The sequence below is a fragment of the Micromonospora sp. LOL_014 genome (assembly GCF_048060245.1).
Lineage (GTDB): Bacteria > Actinomycetota > Actinomycetes > Mycobacteriales > Micromonosporaceae > Micromonospora_E.
Genome location: NZ_JBHMIP010000044.1, coordinates 1 through 24,012, shown reverse-complemented (window position 1 = coordinate 24,012; position 24,012 = coordinate 1). Strand labels below are relative to the sequence as shown.

Sequence of the window (24,012 nt, the reverse complement as noted above, 5' to 3'; positions counted from 1 at the left end):
GCTTGACGCTGACCGGTGCCGCGTCCCCGGGCCGTGGCGAGTGGACCTGCCACAATGGCGACATGGCGCGACCGGACCGGGACTCGTTGTTCGCCGCCGGGCGGCAGTTGAACATCGGACAGCGGCGGACCCGACTACCGGTCCCGCCTGGCCGGGCACGTCCCGCTGCTCGGCTCGACGGCGCTGTTGACCGCCGCCGTGGTGCTGAACGAGGTGGCCCGGCGCGGGTGAACGGGTCGCCGTACCGGTGGGCATACTGGTAGCGCTGCTGACCAGCGCACCCGGAGGGCATGATGATCATTGACGTCGCGCAGATTGAGGCGGCGGCGCGGCGGATCGCCGACCATGTGGTGCGGACGCCGACGGTGCCCAGCCCCGGCCTGTCCGGGCTGCTCGGCGTACCGGTGACGGCGAAGCTGGAGCTGCTGCAGCGGACCGGGTCGTTCAAGGCGCGGGGCGCGGCGGCGAAGCTGCTGACCCTCGACGACGGGCAGCGGGCGGCCGGCGTGGTGGCGGTCAGCGGCGGTAACCACGGCATCGCGGTGGCGGTGATGGCGCAGGCCCTGGACGTGAAGGCGACGGTGGTGATGCCGCGTTCCGCGCCGGAGCGGGCGGTGGAGGTCGCCACCGCCGCCGGGGCGACGGTGCGGGTGGTCGACACCATGGACGAGGCGTTCGACCTGACGGCGCGGTTGCGGGCCGACGGGCTGGCGATGGTGCATCCCTTCGACGACCCGGTGGTGGTCGCCGGGCAGGGCACCGTCGGTCTGGAGTTGGCGGCTGACGCGTTCGCCGACGACCGCACGGCGCCGACGGACGTGCTGGTCAGCGTCGGCGGCGGCGCGTTGATCTCCGGGGTGGCCGCCGCGCTGCGGGCCCGCCGGCCCGGCGTCCGGGTCTGGGGGGTGGAGACCGACGGCGCGTCGGCGATGGCGCAGGCCTGCGGGCACGGCGGCCCCGTGCCGGTGAAACTGTCGTCGATTGTGTCGACGTTGAGCGCGCCGACGGTGTCGCAGCTGACCTACGACCATGTCACCGAACTGGTCACCGACGTGCTGGTGGTGTCGGACACGGAGGCGGTGCGTGGCAGCCTGGACCTGGCCGAGCACGCCAAGGTGTGGGCGGAGCCGGCGGCCGGGTGCCTGCTGCCGGCCGCCCGCCGGGTGGTCGAGCGGGTCGGCCCGGACGTCCGGCTCGGCCTGGTGGTCTGCGGCGGCAATGTCACCGTCGCCGACCTGGCCGGGTGGGCCCGCCGGTTCAACCTGATGGGGCTGATCTGACGGGCCGGGCACGTCACCGGCGCACTGGCACCGGAGTCAGTACACCCGGGCGTTGCACACCGTGAGTACCTCGGTCACCGGCTGGTGAAAGGCGATGCACGCGCCGACCACTCCACCCGAGTGCAAGCCCAGGGCTGTGACCGGCTGCCATCTTCTACCGCAGCGTCGCGGCCCGACGGCGGTGCGACAACGTGACGTGGTGGTGCGCCCCGGCGTGCCCGGCCGGGTCGGTGTGCACGGTCGCCGACACCAGCCGGGGTACGGCGTGGGTGAGCTGGTGTTCGGCGTCCGCGGCCACCTCGTGCGCGGCGAGCAGGCTCAGGTCGGCGTCGACGACGAGGTCGGCTTCGGCGTGCAGCCGGTGGCCGATCCAGCGCAGCCGTACCGCTGTCACGTCGCGGACGCCGGGCACCGCGCGCAGGGTCGTTTCGGCGTTGTCGACCAGGGCCGGGTCGACGGCGTCCATCAGCCGCCGGTACACCTCGCGGGCGGCGTCACGCAGCACGTACCCGATCGCGACGGTGATGGCGAGGCCGACCAGCGGGTCGGCCCACTGCCAGCCGGCCGCCGCGCCCCCGGCGGCGGCGACGACGGCCAGCGAGGTGAATCCGTCGGTACGGGCGTGCAGCCCGTCGGCGACCAGCGCGGCCGAGCCGATGCGCCGGCCGACCCGGATCCGGTAGCGGGCGACGATCTCGTTGCCGGCGAAGCCGACGACCCCGGCGGCGGCCACCCACGGCACGTGGGTCATCGACGCCGGGTGGATCAGCCGGTCGACGGCGGTCCAGCCCGCGGCGATTGCCGAGCCGGCGATGACGACCACGATGACGACGCCGGCGAGGTCCTCGGCGCGGCCGAACCCGTAGGTGTAGGCGCGGGTGGCGGCGCGCCGGCCGATCAGGAACGCGATCGCCAGGGGTACGGCGGTGAGCGCGTCGGTGACGTTGTGCAGGGTGTCGCCGAGCAGCGCCACCGAGCCGCTGGCGGCGACGATGACGGCCTGGGCGGCGGCGGTGGCGGCGAGGACCGCCAGGGAGATCCACAGGGCGCGGAGTCCGTCGCGGGACGCTTCGAGGGAGTCGTCGACCTTGGCGGCGGTGTCGTGGGTGTGCGGGGTGAGCCGGTGCAGCGCCCGTCGCCACCAGGCCCGCCGCACCGGATGCCGGTGACCGTGCGGGTGGTGGTCGTGACGGTGGTGGTCGTGGTCCATGGCGATGGCAGAATACGTGCTCATGTACGCACGCGACAACGCTGCAGGTGCCACGGATGGGCAGCAGCAACCGACCGGCGCGCAGGTCGACACGGCGGTGACCGCGTTGAAGATGCTGGCCGACCCGACCCGGCTACGCCTGCTGTGGCAGCTGCGCGACGGCGAACACGACGTCGGCACCCTCGCGGCGGCGGTCGGCGCCGCCCGCCCCGCCGTGTCGCAGCACCTGGCGAAACTGCTGCTCGCCGGCCTGGTCGCCAGCCGCCGTGACGGCCGCCGGGTGCTCTACCGGGCACGCGGCGGCCACGTCCGCCGCCTGGTCACCGAGGCCCTGTACGCCGCCGACCATCACCTGACCGGAGCCCCCGACCACGACTGATCCCACATTGCCGGCTGGCCCGGCCGGCTAGAACGAGTGTCGGCCGACGTCAACGGCTGACTAGCATCACCGGCCGTGGACGACAGACGGTGGCGGGATCCGCAGTGGTTGGCCTGGGTGCGGGACTGGATCGACGGCCGGCTCGACGTGGTGCAGCTCGACCTGGCCGACGACGTCGACGACCTGCTCGCCCTCGGCGTGCCCGACCGGCGGCTGGCCACCCTGCCGCAGGCGTACGCACGGATCGTCGGCGCCGATCGACGGTTCCGCGACGCGGCGCCGATGGTGGCCGACCTGTGCGCCGAGCTGGCGCAGTACGGGCTGCCGGAGCTGCTGCAGCACGACGACCTGCACGACGCGCAGGTCTTCGTCCGCGACGGCCGCCATCTCATCATGGACTGGGGCGACGCCTGCGTGTCGCATCCGTTCCTCACCCTGTCGGTCACCCTCGAAGGTGGGCTGGCGTGGGGGCTCGACGACGTGCGGGACTCGGTCGACACCGCGCCGTTGCGGGACGCCTACCTGGTGCCGTACGCCGAACGGTTCACCGGCGACCTGGTGGCCGCGACCCGGGTGGCATCGCGCCTGGGCTGGGTGTGCCGCGCGGTCAACGGGCACCTGCCCGGCGACGACAAGCAGACCCTGACCCGGCTGCGGATGTTCCTCGACGGCCGACCGTAGCCGCACCAGGGACACCACAGAGCCTTTTCCAACCTGATCTTGCAGGTCAGAGCGGGCGCAGCGCGCCCGGAGAGCGATGAGGGCGAGGCTCCAGGTACGACAGCAGTCGACCAAGATCCGATGCCCCGACCGGGAGCCTCGCCCGTGCTGTCTTACCCCTCCACGATCCCGCTGTCCAGCCGCACCCTCAACCACCTTACCGACCTCATCCGAGCCCACCGCAACCAGCATCGATCCCGCTGGCGGCGCCTCGACCCCGGCCGCCAGGCACTACTCGCCCTGGCCCACCTACGCAACGGCGACACCTACACCCGGCTCGCCGCCGGGTTCGCCGTCGGCGTCGCCACCGCCTGGCGGTACGTGCAGGAAGCGATCGCCCTGCTCGCCGCAGTCGCCGAGGACCTGGAGAAGATCGACATCTAGGTTCTGGAGCTGCGGCTCTCCGGCAATGGCGTGGTGGGCGGCATCATCCCGATGGATGGCGTGACCGCCAAGGACCAGGCAAACTGGGCCGAGCTCGCGTTTCAGCGACGGTTCAATCGTCGCCCGGTGGTGTCCGCACTGGTCGTCCGGGCGTCGACATCCTCGACCGAGATCGAGAGGTTGCAGAGCGTGATGGCTGCGGCGTCACCTGCGGTCACCACCACCGCGCCGGCAGTGGTGTCGAGAAAGGTTTTCGGTTGAGCCTGCACGCGACACCGTACAACCTCTCGACGGTTCCATCGATGGGTACTACCCATCAATATGGGAAGGCGACACCTACCGTACCGTTTACCCACCGGTACAGGAAGAACTTCGAGCTTATGACTACTGGTTCGTCTACGAAAGCGCCTACAGCGCGCAACCTTCGACTTTTCCGAGTGATTGGGGAATGGAACTCGGCATAACAACGTGGAACGACGATCTTCCTGGCTGGGTCGTCCGCCCGTTTTGCCCGCCCGGCTTTGGTGACTCCGATTGGGACTTCTGGTCCGGCACCTACGAGATGGGTGGCATTTGGGGGGGGGCGAACGTCCCGGAATCCTCTGCTCCCTACGCCGACTACAACATCGCAAGTGATGGTTGCGACGAGAACGGAGTCGAGATCGGAATCGGTTTCCCGCGCCAACTGGCCCAGGACACACTGTACCTGGCGTTCGCCGAGCTGTATCCTGGCAACGAAAGCTCTTCGCGGATGGCCGCGTCCGTAAGCATGAAGAGTAACGACTGCAACAATCTTGGACTATCCCCGCAGACCGATTGCATGGGACTGAACACCGATCGAGATCCTCCAGTTGGGTTCGACGGCAGCGCCCTGCTGGTCAACTCAAGCCGCAACTGGACAGTGCCGGCCTGCTTCCTGATGGGAGAGGAATTCACCAATCCGATTCGCTACGCTCCGGGAGTAAGTGGCTGTCCAACCGTGGTCTACTACTGACGCCTACGCTGATAGTGCCGGCCCAGGTAGTCTGACCGTCACCGGTTTCATGGCTGCCTGGGCGCACGGGCCATTGTCGGTCTCAGGGAGATGATCAGGATGTCGCAGCAGAGTCCTCGGCGCCGATTCGGCGGGGAACAGCTGTTCATCTGGTACCTCGCGACCGCAGCCGCCGCTGCGGTGGTCGGCGTGGTCGCCGGCGGAGTCGGCCTGCTGGTGCTGTCCGCGTTGCGAATCGGGTGTCGTCCCACCGGTGGGGACGTACTGCCCAGCGGCGAGCTGCAGTGCCCCGACGGCACCGGCAAGGTACTCCCGGCGTTGGTGTTCGCGGGTCTCGGCTGCGTCGTCGTCCTGGCGGTGGCGGCGGAGCTGCTCAGCCGGCGGGGCGACGCCTCCACGGTTGCCCGCGTGGCCCGGCACGGCTTGTGGCTGGCCGCCTGGGTGGTGGCGCTGCCCGGCCTGGCGTGGGTCAGCGTGGTGTCCACGTCGGCGGCGACACGACAGGCCTTCTGGGGTGTCGTGGTGGGCGTCTGCGCGGCGATCGCCTTCGTCGCGATTCCGCTGGTCACGTCCTACGTCCGTCCGGCGTACGCGACAGTGGTGCTGGCGGCGTGTCTGGCGGTGCCGGCCACCGCCGTGCTGGTCGGCTTGTGGTTGCCGCTGCTCGTACCGCTCGCCCTGCCGGTGACCGCCATCTGGCTGGTGGCGTTGTGGCTGTCACGGGCGGCCCATCGGATCGGCGTGACAGCTGCGGCGAGCCAGGTGAGCGGCCCGTAGGCCGGTCACGGGCCGGATTGCCCGCTACCCCGAGAGGGTGAGACGCAGCGAGACCGACGGGCGCAGCCAGGCATGGTGCATGCCAGGCCCGGCCGCCGCGCGGTCGTCGCCGCTGATCTCTCCGAGCTGCGCGGACCGGTCAGCGGGATCGTCGAGCTGCCGCACCGGCTGCACTGGCAGCCGGACCGCCGGGTCGACCTCTCGGCAATCCCGCGCTGCTGCGGTGGATGTACGAGACCGGCACCAACACCAGGTGGTACGGCTGCAGCCGGTGCGGTTCGACCGGCACCGCCAGCCGGTGATGACGCGGATCGGTCCAGCCAGGGGACCAGATCGATGTCGAGCGGGTGTCGGGTCGCCACGACGTTGCCGCCGTGGCGACCCGGCCGATTCGTCGTCAGTCGGCGTGGGCGCGCAGCGCGGCGATGAACCATTCCGTCGCCGGCACCTGCGGTGGGGCGGCCAGCCAGCCGTTGAGGACGCCCAGCAGCTGCCAGTAACGCTCCATCAGCCCGTTCCTCGACGGCCGACCGGGGTGATGCTGGCCAGCGAGTTGCGGCTGCACGGCGTGTCCGTACTCGTCGTGGAGAAGGACGCGGAGCCGACCAGCCACGTCCGGGCGGGCGGCCTGCATGTGCGCAGCATCGAGATCATGGACCAGCGTGGCCTGCTGGACCGGTTCCTCGCGTACGGCCAGCGGTATCCGTTCGGCGGTTTCGCCGGCATCGACAAACCCGTGCCGGACCGGCTGGACACCGCGCACGGGTACGTGCTCGCCATCCCGCAACCCGTCACCGACCGCCTGCTGACCGAACGCGCCGCCGAACTCGGTGCCGAGATCCGGCGCGGCTGCGAACTGGTCGGCCTGCGCCAGGACGACGTTCAGGTGACCGCTGAGCTGGCAGACGGGACCTGGCAGCGTTCGCGCTACCTCATCGGCTGCGACGGCGGCCGCAGCACGGTGCGCAACCTGCTCGGTGTCGCCTTTCCCGGCGAACCGACCCGGGTCGACACCCTGCTGGGCGAGATGAGGGTGGCCGTACCGGCGGAGACCGTCGCCGCCGTGGTCGCCGAGGTCCGCGCCAGCGAGAAACGGTTCGGGGCGGCGCCGTGTACCGGCTGGGGGTGCCCGCCGCAGGGGTGGCCGCCGACCGTAGCGTCGCACCGAACATCGAGGAGTTCACCCGGCAACTGCGGGTGACCGCCGGAACCGACTTCGGCGTGCACTCACCGCGCTGGCTGTCCCGGTTCGGTGACGCCACCCGGCTGGCGCAGCGCTACCGGGTCGGCCGGGTCCTGCTGGCCGGCGACGCCGCGCACATCCACCCGCCGCTCGGCGACCAGGGCCTCAACCTCGGCATCCAGGACGCGGTCAACCTCGGCTGGAAACTCGCGGCCGTGGTCGCCGGCTGGGCACCCGACGGGCTGCTCGACAGCTACCACACCGAACGGCATCCGGTGGCGGCCGCCGTGCTGGACAACACCCGGGCGCAGATGGAGCTGCTGTCCACCGAGCCGGGCCCGCAGGCGGTGCGCCGGCTACTCGCGGAGCTGATGGACATCGAGGAGGTCAGCCGCCGCCTGATCGAGAAGGTCACCGCCATCGGGATCCGCTACGGCGTCGGCGGCGAGGACGGGGACGGCGGTGGCGGTTTGACCCATGACCTGCTCGGCCGGCGGCTGCGCGACGTAGCGCTGACCGGCGGCCGCCGCCTGTACGAGCTGACGCGTGGCGGCCGTGGGCTGCTGCTCGACCAGACCGGCCGGTTGTCGGTCACCGGCTGGGTGGACCGGGTCGACCACGTCGTCGACGCCAGCGACGACCTGGACGTAGCCGCCGTCCTGCTGCGTCCCGACGGCCATGTGGCCTGGGTCGGCGACGACCAGCAGGATCTGCTGCATCACCTGCCGCGCTGGTTCGGCGTAGCCGACAACCGGCTCAGGCCCGCCGCGTCGACACCGTAGGGCCAGCTCGCGGCGGGATCGCCCGCTACCCTGGATGACGTGAGACGCAGCGAAGCCGAGGGTGGCATCGTGCCGTACCTGGCTCGGCCGGGTCGTCGCGCGGCAGTCGTTGCTGACCTCGCGCAGCTGCACGGACCAGTCAGTGGCGTCGTCGAGTTGCCGCATCGGCTGCACTGGCAGCCCGACCGCCGGGTCAATCTCGACAACCCCGCACTGCTGCGGTGGATGTACGAAACCGTCCTGGTCGAGGCGGTCACCCCGGTCGAGCTGGTCACCTGGCTCCACGGCCCGACGCTGGTCCGGCTCTGGCCGGACCTGTGGGTTCCACGTGGCGTCAGACAGGCCTGGGAGCAACGGCACCCGCAGCTGCGCAGCGCCCACCAGCCCGCCGCCGCGTGACATCAGAGGAGTTCCAGGCCGAGGTGGCACGGCTGGCGCTCGCCGTGGCCCAGCGACACGGCTTCGCGTTAGCAGGCGGACACGCGCTGATCGCATACGGCGTGGTGGACCGGCCGACCGAAGACGTCGACCTGTTCACGGACCAGTCCGGTGGGGTCACCGCGGCTGCCGACCTGGTGATGTCGACCCTGAGTCGTGCTGGACTGCACGTCGAGGCGGTCACGGATTCAGCCGACCTCGGCGACGTCTTCGACGGTTTCGAGCATGATCTCGTCGAGTGCGAGGTGCGTCGCGGAGACCAGACGGTGCGGCTGCAGATGGTGCGGTTCGACCGGCACCACCAGCCGGTCATGATGCAGATCGGGCCGGTGCTGCACCTTGATGACGTGGTTGCCTCAAAGGTGGTAGCACTAGCTACCCGGGCTGCCCCTCGCGATTACATCGATACTGCCGCTGCCCTAGCCCGCTACTCCAGAAATCGGCTGACCGAGCTCGCCCGGCAGGCGGATTCTGGTCTGACCGAGGAGGACTTCACCGATGCCATGCAGCGGCTGGACCGGATGGACGACGCCGTCTTCCGCGAGATCTATGGGCTGACCGCGACACAGGTCAACGAGATTCGCCACTGCTTCTCCACCTGGCCGAGGTTTGCGCCCTGACCCACGCGGGCGGGCGGCCCGGTAGGTTGGGGCTGCCTCGGTGAGCGGCCACGTACGCATGGTCAGGTGGCCGGTCCACGCGTGGCGCTGAGCGGACAGGGGAGGCCCCTCGGGTGAAGATCATCGCGTTGTCCTGCACACAGAAGCGTCTGCCGTCGCTGACCGACGCGTTGCTCGAGGCGGCGATCACCGGTGTCGTCCGGGAGGTCGGCGACGCGCGGATCCAGCGGATCCGGTTGATCGACCATCGCATCGCGATGTGCGAGGGCGAGGACACCTGCCTGGACCCCGAAGTGGGTCGGTGCACACTCGACGACGAATTCGCGCAGGTTGTCGACCTGGCCGAGGGCGCGCAGGCGATGCTGCTCGCCATGCCCGTGTACGCGGGCAACGTACCGGCGGTGTTGAAGATCTTCCAGGAGCGGTTGAAGAGTTTCATGAACGCCGGGCAGCGCCCGTTCGGCAACCTGCTGGTGGGGACGATCGTGCATTCGCGCACGATGCTGACCGAGCCCGCGCTGGGCTCGTTGTTCCCGTGGTACCTGCGGCTACGGAACAGGAACGTGGCGTCGGCGTGCCTCACCCAGGGCGAGCATCAGGACCTGACCCGTACCGCCGCGGTCGACCTGTGTGTGGCGGTGGGCCGGCAGCTCGGCATGACGCTCGACGTCAGCCGTTCACCGACGGACGCGCGGACGGCGTTGCCGGTGGTTCAACCGTCGGTCCGGCCCCGCTGCGGTGACCCGGCCGCGTCGTCGCCTTCCGGCGGGTGAGTGGACTCCGCGCGCCAGGTGCACCCGTCGCCGGCCTGGTCGCACGACACCGTGACGTCCGGTTCCACGTAGCGGGCGGCGATGGCGGTGTTGAGTTCCTGACAGTACGGGCACGGCGACGAGAAGGTCAGCACGACGCCGGCGCGGGCTGCCCGTCTGCGGTACCGAAGGATCCCGCAGTCGGCGTTGCGCAGGACGGTGCCCGAGGGTTGTGGCTCGCGGGTCACCGCCGAGTCGTACAGCAGCAGTTGACGTTGCAGCCGGGTCATGAAGTGGTCGGTGGCGGACACACCGGCCGGCCGTTGCGCCCGCAGCAGGTCGGCGGTGATGCGCGAGTTCGCCTGGATCCACGCGGTCAGGCCTTCTTCGCCGTGCTCGGCCAGGATGAACTCCTCAGCGGCGGCCTGGGCTTCGAAGAACCTCTGCCGCCACAGGTCGACCTTCTCGGCCGGGTCGAGTGCGGACGGTTCACTGGTCATCGTCCGGGTCCTTCCCGGTGACGCCGTCCAGTTCGGCGAAGACCTCCTGGGCGACCCGCAGCCCGTTGTTGGCGACCGGCCAGCCGCCGTAGTAGGCCAGCTGGATGATGACTTCGATGATCTTCTCCCGTGACATCCCGAGGTGCAGGGCGGCGCCGATATGGCCGCGCAGCTCCCAGTCGGTGCGTGCCAATGTCACCGCGCTCAACGCGACCAGTTCACGTTCCTCGACGCTCAGGTGCGGGCGGGTCCAGATCTCACCGAACAGGTGGTCGACGGTGAGCTGCAGGAACTCCGGGTAGGAACCGGGGCGCGGTTCGCGGCCGAAGACCTGCTGGAACATGGCCTCGCCCCGGTCACGTCGGGCAGCCGGCCGGTCCATGTGATCAACTCCTTCGGGTCGGTGGGACAGCAGTCGTCGGTCGAACCGTGGTCAACGTCCACGCCGCCGCGAAGGCGATGACCAGCAGCGCGGCGCCGCTGCCGAAGGCGGCCGCAGCGCCCGCCTGCTCGGCGACGAGCCCGACGACGACCGGGCCGACGACGGCGCCGACGTCGGTGCACATCGAGAAGACGGCGACGCCGCTGCCGGCCCGGCCGGCGACGACGTCCCCGATCAGCGCGGCCGGCGCGGCGTTGAGCAGCGCTGATCCCGCCGCGTACGCGCAGAGTCCGACGACGAGCCAGGGGTAGGTGTCCACGAACACCAGGGCGGTGATCGCCGTCGCGGCCACCCCGGTGCCGGCGATCATGGCGGGGCGCCGGCCGGCCCGGTCGACGACCTGGCCGGCCGGGACGATCAGCAACGCCTGGACGACGGCGGAGATGGTGAACGCCCACCCGACCCAGGCCACGTCGTGTCCCCACGCGACGATCACCGTGGGCACCAGCGCGCTGCGTAGTCCGAACAGGACCCAGCCCTGGGCCAGTGCCGCCGTACAGGCCACCAGGTAGCGCCGGTCCCGCAGCAGGACCGGCAGCCGGAGTGCGCCACGACCCGGTTCCGTGCCGTGGCGCGCGTCGGTCCGCAGTACCGCCAGGGTCAGCACCGTGGCGGCCAGCAGCAGTGCGGCGTACACCAGGAACGGCGCGGACAGGGCGATGAGCGCGAGGAGCCCGCCGAGCGCGGGCCCGCAGATGCCGCCGAGCAGGAAGCCGGCCTCGAACACGGCGCTGGCCCGGCCCCGCTGGTCGGCGGGGGCGACCGCCAGCAGTGTCGCCAGCGCGGACACCGAGAACAGCACCGAGCCGACGCCGCCGAGGCCGCGGAACACGAGCAGCTGCCCGTACGATCCGGCGAACGCCGCCAGGGCCGAGGAGACCGCGCACAGCAGCAGGCCGGCGACCAGGATCCGCCGTTCCCCGAACCGGGCCGCGAGCCGGCCGCAGAACGGGCTGGTGGCCAGCCGCAGCAACGCGAACAGGGCGACGAGTACGCCGATCTGGGTGGGTCCGGCGCCGAACGTCGCCGCGTACACCGGCAGGACCGGCAGCACCAGTCCCAGGCCCAGCATGACGCAGCCACCGACGACGCTGAGGACGTACACCTCGCGGGGCAGACCCGGCGGCCCGAAGGCGGCGACGGGTAGGGCGCTGCCCGGGGCGGCCGCCGTCACTGGCAGGTCACAGGATGATGCTGAGCTTGCCGTGCTCGTACAGCGTCTCGTGGTCGAGCACGACGAGCCGGCGGCGGACCCGGAACGTCTCGCCGTCGACGACGAGCTCGAACCGGTACTTTCCGACGTACGCGTCGGTGCGCCCGTGCCCGAACCGGTGCACGACGACGTTCGCCGCCACGTCCAGGTGGGTGCCCCGGTCGGCCAGGATCTCCACGTTGCTGACCATCCGGTTGGTCCGCGACCGGGGGTTCTCGCACCACACCTCGCCGTTGAGCAGCTGTTCGATGCGCTGGCGCAGCCGGGCGGCGTCGTCGTCGATGAGCCCGAGCGCGTCGGCCGGCTCGCCGCGCACGTCGGTGGCCGGCACCGAGTAGCGGATGTCGTCGGTCAGCATCTCGGCGTACCACTCGCGTAGTCGCCACTCGTCGAGCAGCCGCGCCTCCCGGAAGAGGAACTGGCTCACCCGGTGCCACAGCCGCACCTGGGCCGTGTCGTCGGCCGTCAGCTCGGTGATCATCCTGGTCACGTCCCTTGCATCAGCCGGTCCCACTGCCGCCAGAACTCGCGGGCGGGAAGCTCGTCGGTGGTCTCCGGGACCGCCTTGTTCATGCCGCGTGACAGGTCCGAGTAGCGGACCGCGCGGTTGAGGTATCCCCGCTGGCACGACTCGATGATCTCGATGTCGTCGGGGGTGGCGAAGCCGGCGGGGCCGAGGAACGTCAGGTAGTGGCTCTTGCGCAGTTCCCGGATGTCGGGGTCCTCGTCTCGGGGGGCCAGGGCGACCGAGGTGATCGCCATCTGGTCCGCGCCGACCGGGTCGATCTTGCGGATGGTGATCGCGATCGCGTCGATGATCATCAGGTTGGGGAAGATCAGCACCGCGCGGTTGGTGCCGGTGATCCGTTCGGCGCGTTGCGCACCGAACCGTTCGACGAACCGGGCGGCCGTCGCCTCGATCCGGGGCCGCACCTCGGCGCCGAACATCGGCGTCCAGTAGGCGAGCGGGCGGGCCGCCGCCGGTGGCAGCTCGTTGGCGCCGTGCCCCAGCCCGAGGGCGCGACCGAAGCCGCCCCGGCGTCGCGGTGGCACCGACCCCAGCGACTCCATGTAGCTGACGTACCGCTTGTGCAGGGCGCGGAAGTGGTAGATGTCGACGCTGTTCTCCATCATCAGCTTCCAGTTGGCCCGGGCGCCGTGCAGCTGCGCACCCTGGATCACCTCCATCCCGACCTCCGACTGGTCGTCGATCAGGTCGAGGTACTCCGTGGCACCCGCCAGGTACTCGGTCAGGGTGCGCGGCTGCTCCGGGTCGAAGGTGACGAACACGAAACCCCGGTAGCTGTCGCTGCGGTGCCGCGCCAGGCCGAAGTCCGCCTTGCGGAAACCGGGCCCGTACCCGTCCGGGATCGGCACGCCGACCAGGTCGCCCTGGTTGGAGAACGTCCAGTCGTGGTACGGGCAGCGGAAGGACCGGGCCTGCCCGGCCGGCTGCGAACAGACCAGCGCCCCACGGTGCGGGCAGCTGTTCGCGAAAACCCGGAGCACCCCGTCGGAGCCGCGCGCCAGCACCACCGGCCGTCCGCCGACGTCACGCGCCACATAGGAGTCCGGCGCGGGTATCTCCGACTCGTGCCCGACGTACAGCCAGCAGCGGTCGAAGATCCTGGTCATCTCCTGTGCGGCCAGGTCGTCGTCGGTGTAGGCGCGGCGATCCACCCGGAACGAGTGACGGTCGGGGTCGTCGACCACGATCGGGGCGCCCACCGGCCGTTGCAGTTCGATCGTCACCGTTCGTCCTTGCCCTGCAGCGTTCCGACGGTGTCGACCACCAGGTCGGCGGTACGCGCGGCGGAGTCGCCGCACTGCGGCTGCGCGGCCCGCAGCCGGGCCCGGTAGTCCCGGGCGGGGTCGAGCAGATCGGTGACGGCGTCGGCGACCGTCTGCCGGGTGACCTCGGCCGGTTCCAGCGCTGTTCCGAAGCCGGCGCTGCCCACGAAGGACGCCTGGATGGGCTGGTCGACGGCCAGCGGGATCACCAGCATCGGGGTCTGCGCCCGGATCGACTCGGCGACCGAGTTGTAGCCGCCGTGGGTGATGAACACGTCGGCGCGTTCGAGGACCTCACGTTGCGGCAGGTACGGGGCGGTGAGCACGTCGTCGGGCAGCGCCAGCTCCCCGGTGAGGTCGCCGACCGACGCGATCACCTGCGCCCCGGTCGCCGCCGCCCCGGTGATCACCGTACGCAGCAGGTCCGGCCGCCGGTAGAAGATCGTGCCGAAGGAGACGTACACCAGTGGACGGTCAGGGTCGATCCGGTCCAGACCCGGAAAGGAGACCTCGTCGCCGCGGACTCCCGCCGCACCGGGCAGCCCGACCAACTGCACCCCGTCGTCGGTGACCGCGTCGTCGCCGACCAGGGCGGGGATCGTCGGCATCAGATTGAGAATCGGCGAACGCGCCGAATGGGTACGCATCGACCACATCACCCCGTGCCTGGTCAGATAGTTGCCGACCTGTTCGTCGTACAGCCAGCGACCGCGCCGATGTTCGGCTGGACATACGCCACCCAGATTTGCCCAGATCATCCCGTACGGCACGCCGGACGCATGTGCGCCGACCATCGCCGACGCGGTGACCGGCAGCGAATCGACGAGTACGAAATCCGGTGCCGTCGCGCGCAGTACGTCGGCTGTCTGCTCGGCGACCGGCGACGACTGCAGCATCGGGCCGATTTTCGCCGGTTCGTCGCTCCACGGTGCCATCTCGACCTGCCCGATCGTGTGCACCTCCGCCTTGCCCAGGGCCTGGCCGCGCTGCTCGTCGAGCACGCCGCCGTCGGCCGACAACAGCAGCAGCGCGACGTCACAGCCGGCTGCCTGAAGCGCGTTGACCACCGGAATGTACGGGTTCAGGTGGCCGTGTTGAGTGGTGGTGAGCAGGGCGACACGCATCAGATCTCCGATCTATCGAGAGAAGACGGCCAGGCCGAATCAGAATCTGTACGCATCCACCACCATCGCTGAGGGGTGCAAATCGACTGACGCTACTCGGAACAGCCTCGAAACAACCGGGTCCGCCGCCCGTCCCGAGGGGGTTTCGCAAAAGCCTGCCGGGATGTGTCATCGATGTCAATGCCCTGCGGCCGTCGGTCCGCCGCGCGGCTCTCCGCCTGGCCGAGGTCCGCATCCTGACCGGACGGCCGGCGGGAGGTGCACCTGGCGTCGGGCAAATCAATTCATATTCATCGATAGCGATCGAGCCGTTCGGTGCCTCAGGCGTGCTGCCGGCCGGCGATCGACCGACAGCAGGGCCCGCCGCAGGCTCAGGCGGGACGGACTGGACCGGCATAGTCTTTATATGTAGAGTTTTGGTCATGCCACGTCGACCGAACAGCTCGCAGCAGACACTGCGGATCTTCGCCTGCTTCCTGGTCGCGCCCGACGACTGGCGCTACGGCTACCAGCTCAGCAAGGAAACCGGCCTGGCCAGCGGGTCGCTCTATCCGATCCTGATGCGCCTGACCGAGCAGCGCCTGCTGGAGGCACAGTGGCGGGAACCGGCCAGCCCTGGCCGGCCACCCCGGCACGTGTACCGGCTCACCACCGACGGGGCCGCTCTCGCGCGGACCCGGCTGGCTGAAGCCCAGCACAACGAAGCCGCCAACGCCCAGTCCCGCCGCCGCGCCACCGGCCACACCGCGCCCGCGCCCCGGCCGACCATCCAGGAGGCTTGACGATGCCCAGCTCCAAGCCGGCCCCGCCGCTGACACCGACGGCCGCCGGCCACAACCCCGTCCGGCGAGCCGCGCGGGCGGTTCTGCGCTGGGCGGTACGCCGCGGCGGCGACCGGGGCGGACCGTGGGGCGAAGCCGTCCTCGCCGAGTTCGACGAGGTCACCACGGACGCGGAAGCGGTACGCTGGGCGGCCGGCGGCGTGTGGGTGTCACTGCGGGAGCGGTCCACCGGTGCCGGCCGGTGGGTGGTCACGGCCGCGAGCTGGGTCACGGCCACCTGGGTGCGGCGGGCCACGGCCGGCGTACTCGTCGTGGCGTTGCTCGCCGCCATGGCACAGCAGTGGGTGCTGACCGTCGTGTACGTACCGTCGTGGTCGATGTCGCCGACGATCGATGCGGGGCAGCGGATGCTGGTCGACCGGGTGGCGTACCGGGTCACCGGCGTGGACGTCGGCGACGTCGTCGTGCTCAACCCGGTCGACCGGGCCTGGACCATGCGGGTGATCGGCCTACCCGGCGACGAGCTGACCTGCCTCGACGGCCTGGTGTACCGCAACGGTGCCGCGCTGGACGAGCCGTACCTGCCGGCCGGCACCTACACCGAATGCACGCCGGTGACCGTGCCCGCCGGCCAGGTGTTCCTGCTCGGCGACCACCGAGACGGCGCATTTGATTTGCGGCACGATGGACCGTGGCGCCTCGACGACATCACCGGCCGGATGGTGGCCCGGCTACCGAACTGAGGACCTGCGCCACTGGTCGGCTGGGCGAGAGCGCCGGGGCCAGGCGTCGGCCGCCGTCACGGGCGAGTCTCGGTGACAACGTTGGCCGTGAGTTCGGAGCAGATTCCGGCGAGGATACGGTGCGCGTTCGCGAGTTCTTCTGCCTTCTCGGGATCCGCCGAGGCATTGGAGCAGCTGGCGAGGGTTTTCCAGAGTGCCCAGCCTCGTCCGCGTGCCCACGTCGCGTCATCCACCGCCAGCCGCGCGCGGAACGCCTGCCGGCTGTCGCTGGTCAGCAAGGTCCAGGCAATCGCCAGGTCACAGGCCGGGTCACCGACGCCGCAGGTCCCGAAGTCGATGACGGCCGCCAACTGTCCGTCAGCAAGGAGGGGGTTCCCCGGGGCGATGTCTCCGTGGAACCAACGGTCGACACCGTCCCAGCGGGCGTCGATCGCCGCCGCCCAGACCTCGCGCACCAGTTCGGCGTCAACGTGGTCGCCCAACTCGGCGGCGCTGGGTAGACGGACCAGCATTTCCGAGCCGAGGTGGAAGGTCCAGTTGTCCCAACCGCCATTGGCCACCGGCTTCACCGGCAGGTTCGCCAGGTGCGGGAACTGGTTGGCGACGAGCCGACGCACCTGGTCCGCTCCGACGGTGACGCGTTGGGGCGGGGGACCGAGGTCGGGAACGTCACTCACCAAACCGTACCGCCCCCGGTCTGCTGGGCCATGGTGTCGGCGGCGTCGGCCAGGACGCGCCGCATCGTGGCGGTGCCGGTGTGTCCGGCGTCGCCGATGACGTGCAGCCGCGCGTCAGGCCAGACCTGCGCGATCTCCCATGGGGTGATCGCCGGACCGCTGACGTCGGTACGCCCGTGGATCAGCACCCCCGGGATCCCGGCCAGTCTCGGCACGTTGCGCAGGATCTCGCCGTCGGCGAGGAACGCGCCGTTGCCGAAGTAGTGCGCGCAGATCCGGGTCATCGTGATCCGCTGCCGCAGCTCACGGTCGGAGTACGCGCCCGGGTTGCCGTTGTGCTCCTCGGAGATCAGCGCGTCCTCCCAGGCGCACCACTCGTCGGCGGCCCGCTGGCGTACCGCCGGGTCCGGGTCGGCGAGCAGCTGGCCGTAGCGCAGCAGCACCGGTTCGATCGGCGGCTCGCTGTCGGTCGGCAGCCGGTAGCCGGGCAGGCCGGCGTGGGCGATGAACCGCTGCCACGCTTCGGGGAAGAACCGGCCGGCACCCCGGTACAGCCAGTCGACCTCGGACCGGCGGGTCATGGTGACCGCGACGAGGATCATGCCGCGTACCCGGTCGGGGTGGTTCGTCGCGTACGCCAGGGCCAGCGTCGCGCCCCAGGAGCCGCCGTACACGACCCAGCGGTCGACGCCGAGGTGCTCGCGCAGCCGTTCGATGTCGGCGACGAGGTGGCCGGTGGTGTTGGCGCTCAGGTCGGTGGCCGGGTCGGCCGCCGACGGAGTGCTGCGGCCGCAGTTGCGCTGGTCGAACAGGACGACACGGAAGCGGTCGGGGTCGAGCGACCGGCGGTGCCGGGGCGTGCATCCGCTGCCCGGCCCGCCGTGCAGCACGACGACGGGTACGCCGTAGGGGTTGCCGCAGACCTCCCAGTAGACCCGGTGGCCGTCGCCGACGTCGAGCATTCCGGTGTCGTACGGCTCGGTCACGGCGTGCTCCTCGTAGGTGCCGGCGGGTCGTCGGGGATGCTGTTGGGCATGGAGTACACGTCCAGAGTGCCGCGACCGCCGCTGGACAGGCTGATCGACGACCTCTACTACCTGGAGGGTACGCCGCCGTATACCCGGTTGACGCTGCCGCCCACGCCGGCGGCGCTGCTCATCGTCAACCTCGGGGCACCGTTTCGCATCCGCGCCGGCACCGACATCGAGACGGCCGAGTACGCCGACGGCTGCGTGGTCACCATGCCCACCCGCGCGTACGACTTCGGCTACCCGGTCCGGACCCGGTCGGTCGGCGTGCACGTCAAGCCGTGGGGGTTGGCGCCGTTGGTGCCGATGCCGGCGGCCGAGCTGTGTGACCGGCCGGTGACGTTGGAACAGGTGTGGGGCCGGCCCGCCGTCGCTGAGTTGCGGGACCGGCTGGCTGCGGCGGACGGACCGGCCGAGATGCTGACGCTGTTGGAGGAGGATCTGACGCGACGGCTGCGCGCGACCGTCGGCCTGGGACTGGTTCGCCACACGAGCAGCGTCATCACTGCGACCCGCGGGGCGGTCCCGATCGGCGACCTGGGCACGGCGGCCGGTGTCAGCAGCACCCATCTGGCGGAGCGGTTCAAGGAGATCGTCGGCGTCACGCCGAAACGGCTGGCCCGCATCTCCCGTTTCGCCGCCACCGCGTTCTCGATCGACCCCGCCGGACCGGTCGACTGGGCCGAGCTCGCCAGCGGCGCCGGCTACTTCGACCAGGCGCACTTCGGCCACGAGTTCCGGGCGTTCACCGGCCTCACGCCGACCCGTTACGTCGAGGTCCGGCGGCAGTTCCTGCGCGAACATCCCGACCATGTGCTGAACAGCTGGCCACTGCCGGCGGATTGATTTTCTACAAGAACGGACAGGTCACGACCCGATAATTTGGGGCACCCAGAACGCTCGGAAGCAGAGGAGAGCCCCGTGGGCACGGTGGTCATGTACGGCTCGGTGTCGGTGGACGGCTTCATCGCAGACATGAAGGACCAGCCCGGCCCGCTGTTCGACTGGCTGTCCAGCGGTGACGTCCCGTTGGACGACAGCGGCGGGTTGACGGTGTCGCAGACCTCCTACGACTACGTCCGGCCGTACTGGGATCAGATCGGCGTGACGATCGTCGGCCGCCACGTCTTCGACATGACGGACGGCTGGGACGGCACGCCGCCAGCGGGGGTCGACCACATGGTCGTCGTGACGCACCGGGCGGCGCCCGAGGACTGGGACCCGGAGGCGCCGTTTCACTTCGTCGAGGGTGTCGAGGCGGCCGTGGCCAGGGCGCAGGAGCTCGCGGGTGACCGTCTGGTCGAGGTCGCCGCCGGCGACGTCGGCGGCCAGGTGCTCGCCGCCGGTCTGGTCGACGAGGTACGCATGGACGTCGTACCCGTCGTGTTCGGCTCCGGCAAACGCTTCTTCGGGTCGGTCGACGCGCAGCACCTGTTGGCCGATCCTGACGTGATCATTCAGGGCAAACGGGTCCTTCACCTGCGCTATCAGGTGCGCCGTCCGTCGGCCTGAGCGGCAGTAGAAGTCACGGCGGCAGGTGGGCGGTGGTGGCGAACTCGACCAGTTCGAGGCCATCGCCGGTGTCGGCATAGCGGGTGATCGACGCGTTGGCGACCGGCGTGGCTGCAATGATCGCGTCAAGTTCGGTGAACGGCAGACCGTCGAGGATGTGCCGGGCCGCGATGACCACCGCGTCGTGGGCGACGATCAGGACGCGCCGGCCGGCGTGGTCGCGGTCCAGGTCGGCCAGGACGGCCTTGACACGCGCGACGACGTCGTCGAACGTCTCACCGCCCGGCGGGCGGTAGGCGTACGGTCCGTCGGCGGCGAGCCGGGCGGCTTCGGCCGGGAACCGCTGGGTGATCATCAGCGGGGTGAGCAGTTCGAGGTCGCCCATCAGCCGGTCGCACAGCCGCGCGTCGATGACCGCCTCCGGGCAGGGCGCGCCGAGCGCGGCGGCGGTGCCGGCCACCCGGGTCCAGGTCTGACGGGCCCGCAGGTACGGGGAGCAGACGACCACGTCGGGCCGCTGGTCGGCGGGTCGGGTGGCGAGCCAGTGACCGAGGTGGGTGGCCTGCTGCCAGCCGAGCGCGGTTAGCTCGATGTCGGCGTCGCGGCCGGTGAGGCCGTGGTCGGCCAGACCTCGGGCGTGGGCGTCGGCGAAGGCCGCGTTCGCCGTGCTCTGCCCGTGGCGGACGATGGTCAGCTGCGCGACGGTGTCCATCTGTTCATTGTGTCCGATGGGCGCATGATTCGTGGCCGTGGCGCTGGGCGGCCGGCCCTGACCGCCGGTGACCCGATCACCGGCGGTCAGGCCGGAGCAGTTCCCGGGTCGCCTGAAGAGAGTTCTCGGTCGCGCGGGTAGCGACCCTCAGATGCCGCAGCTCGACGCGGACCAGGACCGGCTCGGCGTGGCACCCAGGTGGGTGTGGTCGCTGTGGCCGGGGTAGCCGGGGCCGAGGATGTTGCTGAAGCCGTGGTAACGGGCCTGCTGGGCGATCCGACAGAACGAGGGTGAGCCGACCAGGTCGACGCCGTCGCCGTACAGGTGTCGGCTGTTGGAGGCGCCGCCGACCGCGCTGTTGCAGGAGTAGCTGCGGAAGCCGCTGCTGACATAGAGCGGTACGTTGCCGAGCGCACGCCGCATGGCCTGCAGTTTCCACATTGACACGAGGGCGTTGAACTTGGCGGTGCTGGCGGACACCGCGCCACCGGACCAGCTGCTGTTGCAGTTGTTCATCTCGGCGTAGCTGAAGTTGGCCGGAGTGCAGTCGTTGTCCTGGAGCGCGTAGATCTTGTTGAAGGTCTGCGGGCCGGCGACGCCGTCGGCGGCGAGGCCGTACGCCTGCTGGAAGCGGATCACCGCTGACCGGGTGGCGGGGCCGTACGCCCCGTCGAGGGCGAGCACCGCGCCGTAGCCCGGGTAGCCCGAGACGCGGATCTGCAGCTGCTTGACGTCATTACCGGACATCCCCTGGGAGAGGGTGCGCCCCCACGTGTAGCAGCCGTCTGCGTGGGCCGCGCCACCTGTTACAACAACGCCCGTTAGAGCGGTGGCGGCGACGAGGGCGCAGGCAGCGAGCATCCGGCCGAGCCGGCGGATAACAGTCCCCATGGTCTTCCCATCGACATGTGACGATCGGCCGGCATGAGTAGATCATTCCGGCCGATCACCCGATGGTCAAGACTCACTACTCTCTGTCAACCGTGATGTGGTGTCTGCGCCTTGGCTGCGACCGGCGTCTCTGAGGGCCGTTTACGTCGTCGCGGCGACTGCGGCGATCCGCTCGGCCAGGACGGCGGGGGTGATCTCGGTGGCGGGCAGCCACGCGAAGTCGTGGACCTCCTCGGCCTGCAACGTCACGTCGCGGGCGGTGGTGGTGAAGGCGTAGCACACGTCGAAGTGCTGGTGGTCGGGTTCGCCCTTGGCCGGGTTGGCCGGGATCGGGTGGACGTCGATGTCGATCGGCGTCTCGTCGAGCAGAGTCAGCGCCGTGGTGCTGATGCCGGTTTCCTCGGCGACCTCGCGCAGCGCGGCCCCGACCAGGGTTGTGTCATCGGGTTCGAGGTGCCCGCCGGGGCGCAGCCAGGTGTTGAGCACGTTGTGGCGGATGTGCAGCACTCGCCGGTCCGCGTCGAGGACGAGCGCCGAGCAGGTGACGTGCCCGGTGAAGGTCGCGCGGGAGGTCAGGTCGCCGGGCTCGCGCAGGGTGGCGGTCAGCGGGGCGAGCCGGCCGACCTCGTCGGGGTGACGGTCCAGATAAACGGTGACGGTCGCAGCGATGTGGTCAGCGTCGATCATCGGTGTGCCCCCGGAGGGTCGAAGTGGGCCAGCCACGTCTCGGCAATGCGCTGCCGGTCGGCCTCGGGCACCTCCGACGTGCTCGCGGGCTGATCCGACCAACGACGACGCCCTGGTCCGCCGCTGCGTCATAGCCGGCGGACCAGGGCGTCGTCGTTGGTCGAGAGTGGGGCGGGTCAGTGTGGGGTCTTCACCGTGTCGACGAAGTGCTGCCAGGAGGCGGTGTCGAAGGTGAGGACCGGGCCGGTGTGGTCCTTACTGTCGCGGACCGCGACGCGGTACGGGTGGCCGGCCACCTCGACACAGTCACCGTCGGCACCCGACCGGGTGGACTTACGCCAGACGCCGTCAGCCTTCATCCTCGTACTCCTTGGCGATCCGGGTGATGAACTCGGTCGATTCTAGCGGGGTGAGGCAGTGTTGCTTGAGTGACGACCAGATGCCCTCATAGGTCTCGATCTCGGTGGGTTTGTCGAGGTAGATGGCACCACACGGGCCGTCGGAGTAGACGGTGGTCGGCTCGGGCGGGCGGACGCTGACCTTGGGGAAGGTCAGAATGGAGAACGACCCGACCTCTGGCCTGCTGGGAAGTCCGGCGGCGAAGGTGAGAACCCGGACGGTCACGTTGTGGCGTTGGGTGGCGACGGCGGCGAGGTGCCGCAGTTGGCGCGCCATCGCGGCCCGATCCTTCGTCGGACAGCGAAGGGCTGCCTCGCCGATCACCACGTCGAGGTCGGGGGCCTGTGGGACGACGCGGGCGAGCAGCTTCTGCCGCTTGGAGCGGACTTCGATGCGTGCCTGCTGCTGGGCCTGGCTCAGGTCGGGGTTTCCGGTGGTGATGATCTCCGTCATGTACTCCAGGGATTGCAGCAGACCGGGGATGACATTCGGCTCGTACTTGCGGATCGTCGAAGCGGCGGCTTCGAGTCCGACGTACAGCTTGAACCATTCTGTGATGGCGTGGTCGTAGGCGTGGTACCAGCCGCGTGACTTGGTCTCCCGGGCCAGGTTGCGCATCGTCGTGATCGTTTCCGGGGGCGCGCCGTAGAGCCGGCACATCGCCTCGGCGTCGTTCGGGTGGATCGGCACCTGGCCGCCCTCGTAACGCCAGATGCGCGGCGGTGACCATTCGAGTGCCTTGGCCGCTGCGGCGACCGTGACATGAGCGTCTTCGCGAAGCTCTCTCAGGTATCGACCCAGTTGCCTGCGGGGGACAGTGCTGCCGGCGTCGTCCACGAAACCCCGTCCTCTCGTGTCGCGTAATGGTGGGTGGATGTTAGGTCCGAACCTACCGGTGCGAGATTGCGCTGAGCCAGATGGCGAATAAGCATGATGTGAAGGAAGAGTTCAGTGATCATGGGAAATGTGTTGTGAGAAGGGTTGACAGATGAGGTTGAGGTCCACACGCGACGACCGTATACGGTATGAGCCGCGACACGCCCGCAACTGGCGTCGACTCGGCCGGTACTGCCGCTGCGGAATACGCTGGCCCTGCCCCGACAAGTACCTGCCGTCGACCATCGCGCCGTACCTGCACAACACGCCGGCCCCGCGTCCGAAGCCGACAGATCGGCCGCCGAACCAGTCGACGCAGTGGGATCGCGGCCCCCGATGGAACCAACCCACCGAGTACGTGTGGGTCGCCGGCCTGTTGACGCGCGGACAGCGCGCCCGAGTGAACGGGGCACACTGATGCACATCGCGTCCCGCCCCCACTGGAATTGTCGCGAGTGCGGTACGGAATGGCCGTGCGACACCGCGAAGATCGAGATCACCGCCGACTGGGCCAACGACCGGATCGGGATGTGCGTCTACCTCGCCACCCTGATGTACGAGGCAATCGACGACCTGCTGGAATGCGACGCCGAGCAACTCAGCCCGCCCGACCTGTACCGCCGGTTCCTCCGCTGGCCCGACCAGATCGCCGAGTCCGAAGCTATTACTCGTCTGTCAACGCGTCCCGGCGAGCCCTGACCGCCGTTGCCTCGTCCCCGCGACCGAGCCCGTCGAGTACGTCCGCCAACGTCCCCAACGCCCCGGCAAGACGACGTGAGTACGCCATCGGGATTTGCTGGAACAGCTTCTCGTAGCGCTCGACTGACTCGGTCGCGGTGGTCAACGCCTCGGGCAGCTGATACTGATGAGCGACTCGGACCCATGCTGACACCCCAAGTGATCTTGCTACGTCCGGTTCGTAGGCTTCGGGATTTGCCTGGGCGAGCCGGCGGTAGAGTTCGGCGGCTTCGGTAGAGGCGTCGAGTGCCTCCTCGCGCCGGCCGAAATTCGACAGTGTCACGGCAAGGTTGTTCAGTGACATGGCGAGGTCGGGTTCGTAGGCGGCGGGGTTGACCGTGGCGAGCCGGCGGTAGATGTCGGCGGCTTCGACGGTGG

General features: G+C 70.0%; 29 protein-coding genes and 2 pseudogenes. 16 read left to right on the top strand and 15 right to left on the bottom strand.

The annotated features are described in order from the left end of the window. The first annotated feature begins 293 nt into the window (after positions 1-293). On the top strand, positions 294-1,280 hold the full coding sequence (locus ACFHW1_RS27090; protein ID WP_416555977.1) for a threonine/serine dehydratase: 987 nt from the start codon (positions 294-296) through the stop codon (positions 1,278-1,280). A gap of 154 nt (positions 1,281-1,434) precedes the next feature. Here ACFHW1_RS27090 and ACFHW1_RS27085 read toward each other — a convergent pair whose 3' ends face one another. Continuing rightward, positions 1,435-2,514 (bottom strand): cation diffusion facilitator family transporter, encoded by a 1,080-nt coding sequence (locus ACFHW1_RS27085; protein WP_416555976.1) that lies wholly within the window; start codon positions 2,512-2,514, stop codon positions 1,435-1,437. Between ACFHW1_RS27085 and ACFHW1_RS27080 the strand changes: the two genes are divergently transcribed. From ACFHW1_RS27080 to ACFHW1_RS27035, 10 genes and pseudogenes are all read left to right on the top strand, one after another. Next, positions 2,513-2,869, top strand: a complete 357-nt coding sequence (locus ACFHW1_RS27080) for an ArsR/SmtB family transcription factor (protein WP_416555975.1) — start codon at positions 2,513-2,515, stop codon at positions 2,867-2,869. The genes ACFHW1_RS27085 and ACFHW1_RS27080 overlap by 2 nt on opposite strands. Before the next feature lie 75 nt (positions 2,870-2,944). Beyond that, positions 2,945-3,550 carry a hypothetical protein gene (locus ACFHW1_RS27075; RefSeq protein ID WP_416555974.1) on the top strand — a complete coding sequence of 202 codons (606 nt, stop codon included), beginning with the start codon at positions 2,945-2,947 and terminating at the stop codon, positions 3,548-3,550. A gap of 144 nt (positions 3,551-3,694) precedes the next feature. Further along, positions 3,695-3,955: pseudogene (locus ACFHW1_RS27070) on the top strand (helix-turn-helix domain-containing protein); the annotation flags it as partial. A 51-nt stretch (positions 3,956-4,006) separates the two neighbouring features. Continuing rightward, the gene (locus ACFHW1_RS27065) at positions 4,007-4,234 is read left to right on the top strand and encodes a hypothetical protein (protein WP_416555973.1); all 228 of its coding nucleotides are present in this window, start codon (positions 4,007-4,009) and stop codon (positions 4,232-4,234) included. Positions 4,235-4,421: 187 nt separating this feature from the next. Next, complete coding sequence (locus ACFHW1_RS27060; RefSeq protein ID WP_416616454.1) at positions 4,422-4,967, top strand: hypothetical protein; 546 nt, start codon at positions 4,422-4,424, stop codon at positions 4,965-4,967. Between the two features lie 99 nt (positions 4,968-5,066). Beyond that, positions 5,067-5,744 (top strand): adenylate cyclase, encoded by a 678-nt coding sequence (locus ACFHW1_RS27055; protein ID WP_416569432.1) that lies wholly within the window; start codon positions 5,067-5,069, stop codon positions 5,742-5,744. Positions 5,745-6,282: 538 nt separating this feature from the next. Further along, a pseudogene (locus ACFHW1_RS27050) lies at positions 6,283-7,709 on the top strand (FAD-dependent monooxygenase). 39 nt (positions 7,710-7,748) lie between these two features. Then, on the top strand, positions 7,749-8,108 hold the full coding sequence (locus ACFHW1_RS27045; protein ID WP_416555970.1) for a hypothetical protein: 360 nt from the start codon (positions 7,749-7,751) through the stop codon (positions 8,106-8,108). Beyond that, positions 8,105-8,767 carry a nucleotidyl transferase AbiEii/AbiGii toxin family protein gene (locus tag ACFHW1_RS27040; RefSeq protein ID WP_416591489.1) on the top strand — a complete coding sequence of 221 codons (663 nt, stop codon included), beginning with the start codon at positions 8,105-8,107 and terminating at the stop codon, positions 8,765-8,767. Before ACFHW1_RS27045 ends, ACFHW1_RS27040 begins: the two co-directional genes overlap by 4 nt. Before the next feature lie 113 nt (positions 8,768-8,880). Further along, positions 8,881-9,540, top strand: coding sequence for a flavodoxin family protein (locus ACFHW1_RS27035; protein ID WP_416616452.1), 660 nt, complete (start codon positions 8,881-8,883; stop codon positions 9,538-9,540). On the opposite strand, the gene ACFHW1_RS27030 is transcribed toward ACFHW1_RS27035, so the two are convergent. Genes ACFHW1_RS27030 through ACFHW1_RS27005 form a run of 6 tightly spaced genes read right to left on the bottom strand, consistent with a single transcriptional unit; the run spans position 9,480 to position 14,589 of the window. Continuing rightward, positions 9,480-10,019 (bottom strand): hypothetical protein, encoded by a 540-nt coding sequence (locus tag ACFHW1_RS27030; RefSeq protein ID WP_416616450.1) that lies wholly within the window; start codon positions 10,017-10,019, stop codon positions 9,480-9,482. The two genes, ACFHW1_RS27035 and ACFHW1_RS27030, sit on opposite strands and share 61 nt — an antisense overlap. Further along, entirely contained in the window at positions 10,009-10,401 is a 393-nt protein-coding gene (locus ACFHW1_RS27025) for a carboxymuconolactone decarboxylase family protein (protein WP_416591486.1), read from the bottom strand. The genes ACFHW1_RS27030 and ACFHW1_RS27025 overlap by 11 nt, the downstream gene beginning before the upstream one ends. 4 nt (positions 10,402-10,405) lie before the next feature. Further along, positions 10,406-11,635 (bottom strand): MFS transporter, encoded by a 1,230-nt coding sequence (locus tag ACFHW1_RS27020; protein ID WP_416616448.1) that lies wholly within the window; start codon positions 11,633-11,635, stop codon positions 10,406-10,408. A 7-nt stretch (positions 11,636-11,642) separates the two neighbouring features. Then, on the bottom strand, positions 11,643-12,155 hold the full coding sequence (locus tag ACFHW1_RS27015; protein WP_416555964.1) for an aromatic-ring-hydroxylating dioxygenase subunit beta: 513 nt from the start codon (positions 12,153-12,155) through the stop codon (positions 11,643-11,645). 5 nt (positions 12,156-12,160) lie between these two features. Beyond that, positions 12,161-13,426, bottom strand: a complete 1,266-nt coding sequence (locus ACFHW1_RS27010) for an aromatic ring-hydroxylating oxygenase subunit alpha (protein ID WP_416568681.1) — start codon at positions 13,424-13,426, stop codon at positions 12,161-12,163. Beyond that, on the bottom strand, positions 13,423-14,589 hold the full coding sequence (locus ACFHW1_RS27005; protein WP_416616446.1) for a glycosyltransferase: 1,167 nt from the start codon (positions 14,587-14,589) through the stop codon (positions 13,423-13,425). The genes ACFHW1_RS27010 and ACFHW1_RS27005 overlap by 4 nt, the downstream gene beginning before the upstream one ends. 422 nt (positions 14,590-15,011) lie before the next feature. On the opposite strand from ACFHW1_RS27005, the gene ACFHW1_RS27000 reads away from it, so the two are divergent. Both ACFHW1_RS27000 and lepB read left to right on the top strand, forming a co-directional pair. Then, entirely contained in the window at positions 15,012-15,371 is a 360-nt protein-coding gene (locus ACFHW1_RS27000; protein WP_416616444.1) for a PadR family transcriptional regulator, read from the top strand. Positions 15,372-15,373: 2 nt separating this feature from the next. Continuing rightward, positions 15,374-16,114: a signal peptidase I gene (gene lepB / locus ACFHW1_RS26995; RefSeq protein WP_416616443.1), complete on the top strand. Its 741-nt coding sequence runs from the start codon at positions 15,374-15,376 to the stop codon at positions 16,112-16,114. Positions 16,115-16,170: 56 nt separating this feature from the next. Here lepB and ACFHW1_RS26990 read toward each other — a convergent pair whose 3' ends face one another. After that, positions 16,171-16,731: a phosphotransferase gene (locus ACFHW1_RS26990; RefSeq protein ID WP_416616441.1), complete on the bottom strand. Its 561-nt coding sequence runs from the start codon at positions 16,729-16,731 to the stop codon at positions 16,171-16,173. Between the two features lie 56 nt (positions 16,732-16,787). Further along, entirely contained in the window at positions 16,788-17,777 is a 990-nt protein-coding gene (gene pip, locus ACFHW1_RS26985) for a prolyl aminopeptidase (protein ID WP_416616439.1), read from the bottom strand. A gap of 48 nt (positions 17,778-17,825) precedes the next feature. On the opposite strand from pip, the gene ACFHW1_RS26980 reads away from it, so the two are divergent. Continuing rightward, complete coding sequence (locus ACFHW1_RS26980; protein WP_416616437.1) at positions 17,826-18,665, top strand: helix-turn-helix domain-containing protein; 840 nt, start codon at positions 17,826-17,828, stop codon at positions 18,663-18,665. 75 nt (positions 18,666-18,740) lie between these two features. Further along, on the top strand, positions 18,741-19,331 hold the full coding sequence (locus ACFHW1_RS26975) for a dihydrofolate reductase family protein (protein WP_416616435.1): 591 nt from the start codon (positions 18,741-18,743) through the stop codon (positions 19,329-19,331). A gap of 13 nt (positions 19,332-19,344) precedes the next feature. Here ACFHW1_RS26975 and ACFHW1_RS26970 read toward each other — a convergent pair whose 3' ends face one another. The 5 genes from ACFHW1_RS26970 to ACFHW1_RS26950 all read right to left on the bottom strand — a co-directional run bounded on the left by ACFHW1_RS26970 (position 19,345) and on the right by ACFHW1_RS26950 (position 22,857). Then, positions 19,345-20,043, bottom strand: a complete 699-nt coding sequence (locus ACFHW1_RS26970) for a histidine phosphatase family protein (protein ID WP_416616433.1) — start codon at positions 20,041-20,043, stop codon at positions 19,345-19,347. A gap of 147 nt (positions 20,044-20,190) precedes the next feature. Next, complete coding sequence (locus tag ACFHW1_RS26965; RefSeq protein ID WP_416594277.1) at positions 20,191-20,934, bottom strand: D-Ala-D-Ala carboxypeptidase family metallohydrolase; 744 nt, start codon at positions 20,932-20,934, stop codon at positions 20,191-20,193. 141 nt (positions 20,935-21,075) lie between these two features. Then, entirely contained in the window at positions 21,076-21,621 is a 546-nt protein-coding gene (locus tag ACFHW1_RS26960; RefSeq protein ID WP_416616430.1) for an NUDIX hydrolase, read from the bottom strand. A 176-nt stretch (positions 21,622-21,797) separates the two neighbouring features. Next, a complete protein-coding gene (locus ACFHW1_RS26955; protein WP_416616428.1) occupies positions 21,798-21,980 on the bottom strand; it encodes a DUF397 domain-containing protein in 183 nt (60 codons plus the stop codon). Beyond that, complete coding sequence (locus ACFHW1_RS26950) at positions 21,970-22,857, bottom strand: helix-turn-helix domain-containing protein (protein ID WP_416616426.1); 888 nt, start codon at positions 22,855-22,857, stop codon at positions 21,970-21,972. The genes ACFHW1_RS26955 and ACFHW1_RS26950 overlap by 11 nt, the downstream gene beginning before the upstream one ends. 456 nt (positions 22,858-23,313) lie before the next feature. On the opposite strand from ACFHW1_RS26950, the gene ACFHW1_RS26945 reads away from it, so the two are divergent. Continuing rightward, complete coding sequence (locus ACFHW1_RS26945) at positions 23,314-23,595, top strand: flavin reductase (RefSeq protein ID WP_416616425.1); 282 nt, start codon at positions 23,314-23,316, stop codon at positions 23,593-23,595. Here the strand turns inward: ACFHW1_RS26945 and ACFHW1_RS26940 are convergent. After that, positions 23,561-24,012: tetratricopeptide repeat protein (locus tag ACFHW1_RS26940; RefSeq protein ID WP_416616423.1), on the bottom strand; the 452-nt coding region annotated here is incomplete at its 5' end. The genes ACFHW1_RS26945 and ACFHW1_RS26940 overlap by 35 nt on opposite strands.

What these genes read in the sequence shown, in the direction of transcription:
- ACFHW1_RS26970 (WP_416616433.1), bottom strand. Translation starts at nt 20,043, where the DNA reads ATGGACACCGTCGCGCAGCTGACCATCGTCCGCCACGGGCAGAGCACG.
- ACFHW1_RS26960 (WP_416616430.1), bottom strand. Translation starts at nt 21,621, where the DNA reads ATGATCGACGCTGACCACATCGCTGCGACCGTCACCGTTTATCTGGAC.
- ACFHW1_RS27015 (WP_416555964.1), bottom strand. Translation starts at nt 12,155, where the DNA reads ATGATCACCGAGCTGACGGCCGACGACACGGCCCAGGTGCGGCTGTGG.
- ACFHW1_RS27025 (WP_416591486.1), bottom strand. Translation starts at nt 10,401, where the DNA reads ATGGACCGGCCGGCTGCCCGACGTGACCGGGGCGAGGCCATGTTCCAG.
- ACFHW1_RS27030 (WP_416616450.1), bottom strand. Translation starts at nt 10,019, where the DNA reads ATGACCAGTGAACCGTCCGCACTCGACCCGGCCGAGAAGGTCGACCTG.
- ACFHW1_RS27085 (WP_416555976.1), bottom strand. Translation starts at nt 2,514, where the DNA reads ATGAGCACGTATTCTGCCATCGCCATGGACCACGACCACCACCGTCAC.
- ACFHW1_RS26955 (WP_416616428.1), bottom strand. Translation starts at nt 21,980, where the DNA reads ATGAAGGCTGACGGCGTCTGGCGTAAGTCCACCCGGTCGGGTGCCGAC.
- ACFHW1_RS26965 (WP_416594277.1), bottom strand. Translation starts at nt 20,934, where the DNA reads ATGGGGACTGTTATCCGCCGGCTCGGCCGGATGCTCGCTGCCTGCGCC.
- ACFHW1_RS27090 (WP_416555977.1), top strand. Translation starts at nt 294, where the DNA reads ATGATCATTGACGTCGCGCAGATTGAGGCGGCGGCGCGGCGGATCGCC.
- ACFHW1_RS27060 (WP_416616454.1), top strand. Translation starts at nt 4,422, where the DNA reads ATGGAACTCGGCATAACAACGTGGAACGACGATCTTCCTGGCTGGGTC.
- lepB (WP_416616443.1), top strand. Translation starts at nt 15,374, where the DNA reads ATGCCCAGCTCCAAGCCGGCCCCGCCGCTGACACCGACGGCCGCCGGC.
- ACFHW1_RS26980 (WP_416616437.1), top strand. Translation starts at nt 17,826, where the DNA reads ATGGAGTACACGTCCAGAGTGCCGCGACCGCCGCTGGACAGGCTGATC.
- ACFHW1_RS27080 (WP_416555975.1), top strand. Translation starts at nt 2,513, where the DNA reads ATGTACGCACGCGACAACGCTGCAGGTGCCACGGATGGGCAGCAGCAA.
- ACFHW1_RS27055 (WP_416569432.1), top strand. Translation starts at nt 5,067, where the DNA reads ATGTCGCAGCAGAGTCCTCGGCGCCGATTCGGCGGGGAACAGCTGTTC.
- ACFHW1_RS27005 (WP_416616446.1), bottom strand. Translation starts at nt 14,589, where the DNA reads ATGCGTGTCGCCCTGCTCACCACCACTCAACACGGCCACCTGAACCCG.
- ACFHW1_RS27000 (WP_416616444.1), top strand. Translation starts at nt 15,012, where the DNA reads ATGCCACGTCGACCGAACAGCTCGCAGCAGACACTGCGGATCTTCGCC.
- ACFHW1_RS26945 (WP_416616425.1), top strand. Translation starts at nt 23,314, where the DNA reads ATGCACATCGCGTCCCGCCCCCACTGGAATTGTCGCGAGTGCGGTACG.